We start from the raw sequence: 234 nt of genomic DNA, 5'->3' as shown, positions 1-234 counted from the left end.
CATTATTCCGCCAGGTACTACCTTGCTGGCAGAAGTGCCGTTGCTGGATAATAACGGCAAATTTAATGGTCAGTACGAACTGCGTCTGATGGTGGCGCTGGATGTCGGTGGTGCAATCAAAGGCCAACACTTCGATATCTATCAAGGGATCGGGCCGGAAGCCGGACACCGCGCAGGTTGGTACAACCACTATGGACGTGTCTGGGTGCTGAAAACCGCCCCGGGCGCAGGTAA

General features: G+C 54.7%; 1 protein-coding gene. It reads left to right on the top strand.

The window, feature by feature from the left end; translation table 11 throughout:
• Window positions 1–22: 22 nt before the first annotated feature.
• Window positions 23–234: 3D domain-containing protein (locus tag SB756_RS35570; RefSeq protein WP_410913946.1), on the top strand; the 212-nt coding region annotated here is incomplete at its 3' end.

Source organism: Pseudomonas sp. SIMBA_068, assembly GCF_046534705.1.
Taxonomy (GTDB): Bacteria; Pseudomonadota; Gammaproteobacteria; order Pseudomonadales; family Pseudomonadaceae; genus Aquipseudomonas; species Aquipseudomonas putida.
Note: the sequence above shows the minus strand (reverse complement) of the source record. Positions and strands in the feature narration are given on the sequence as shown.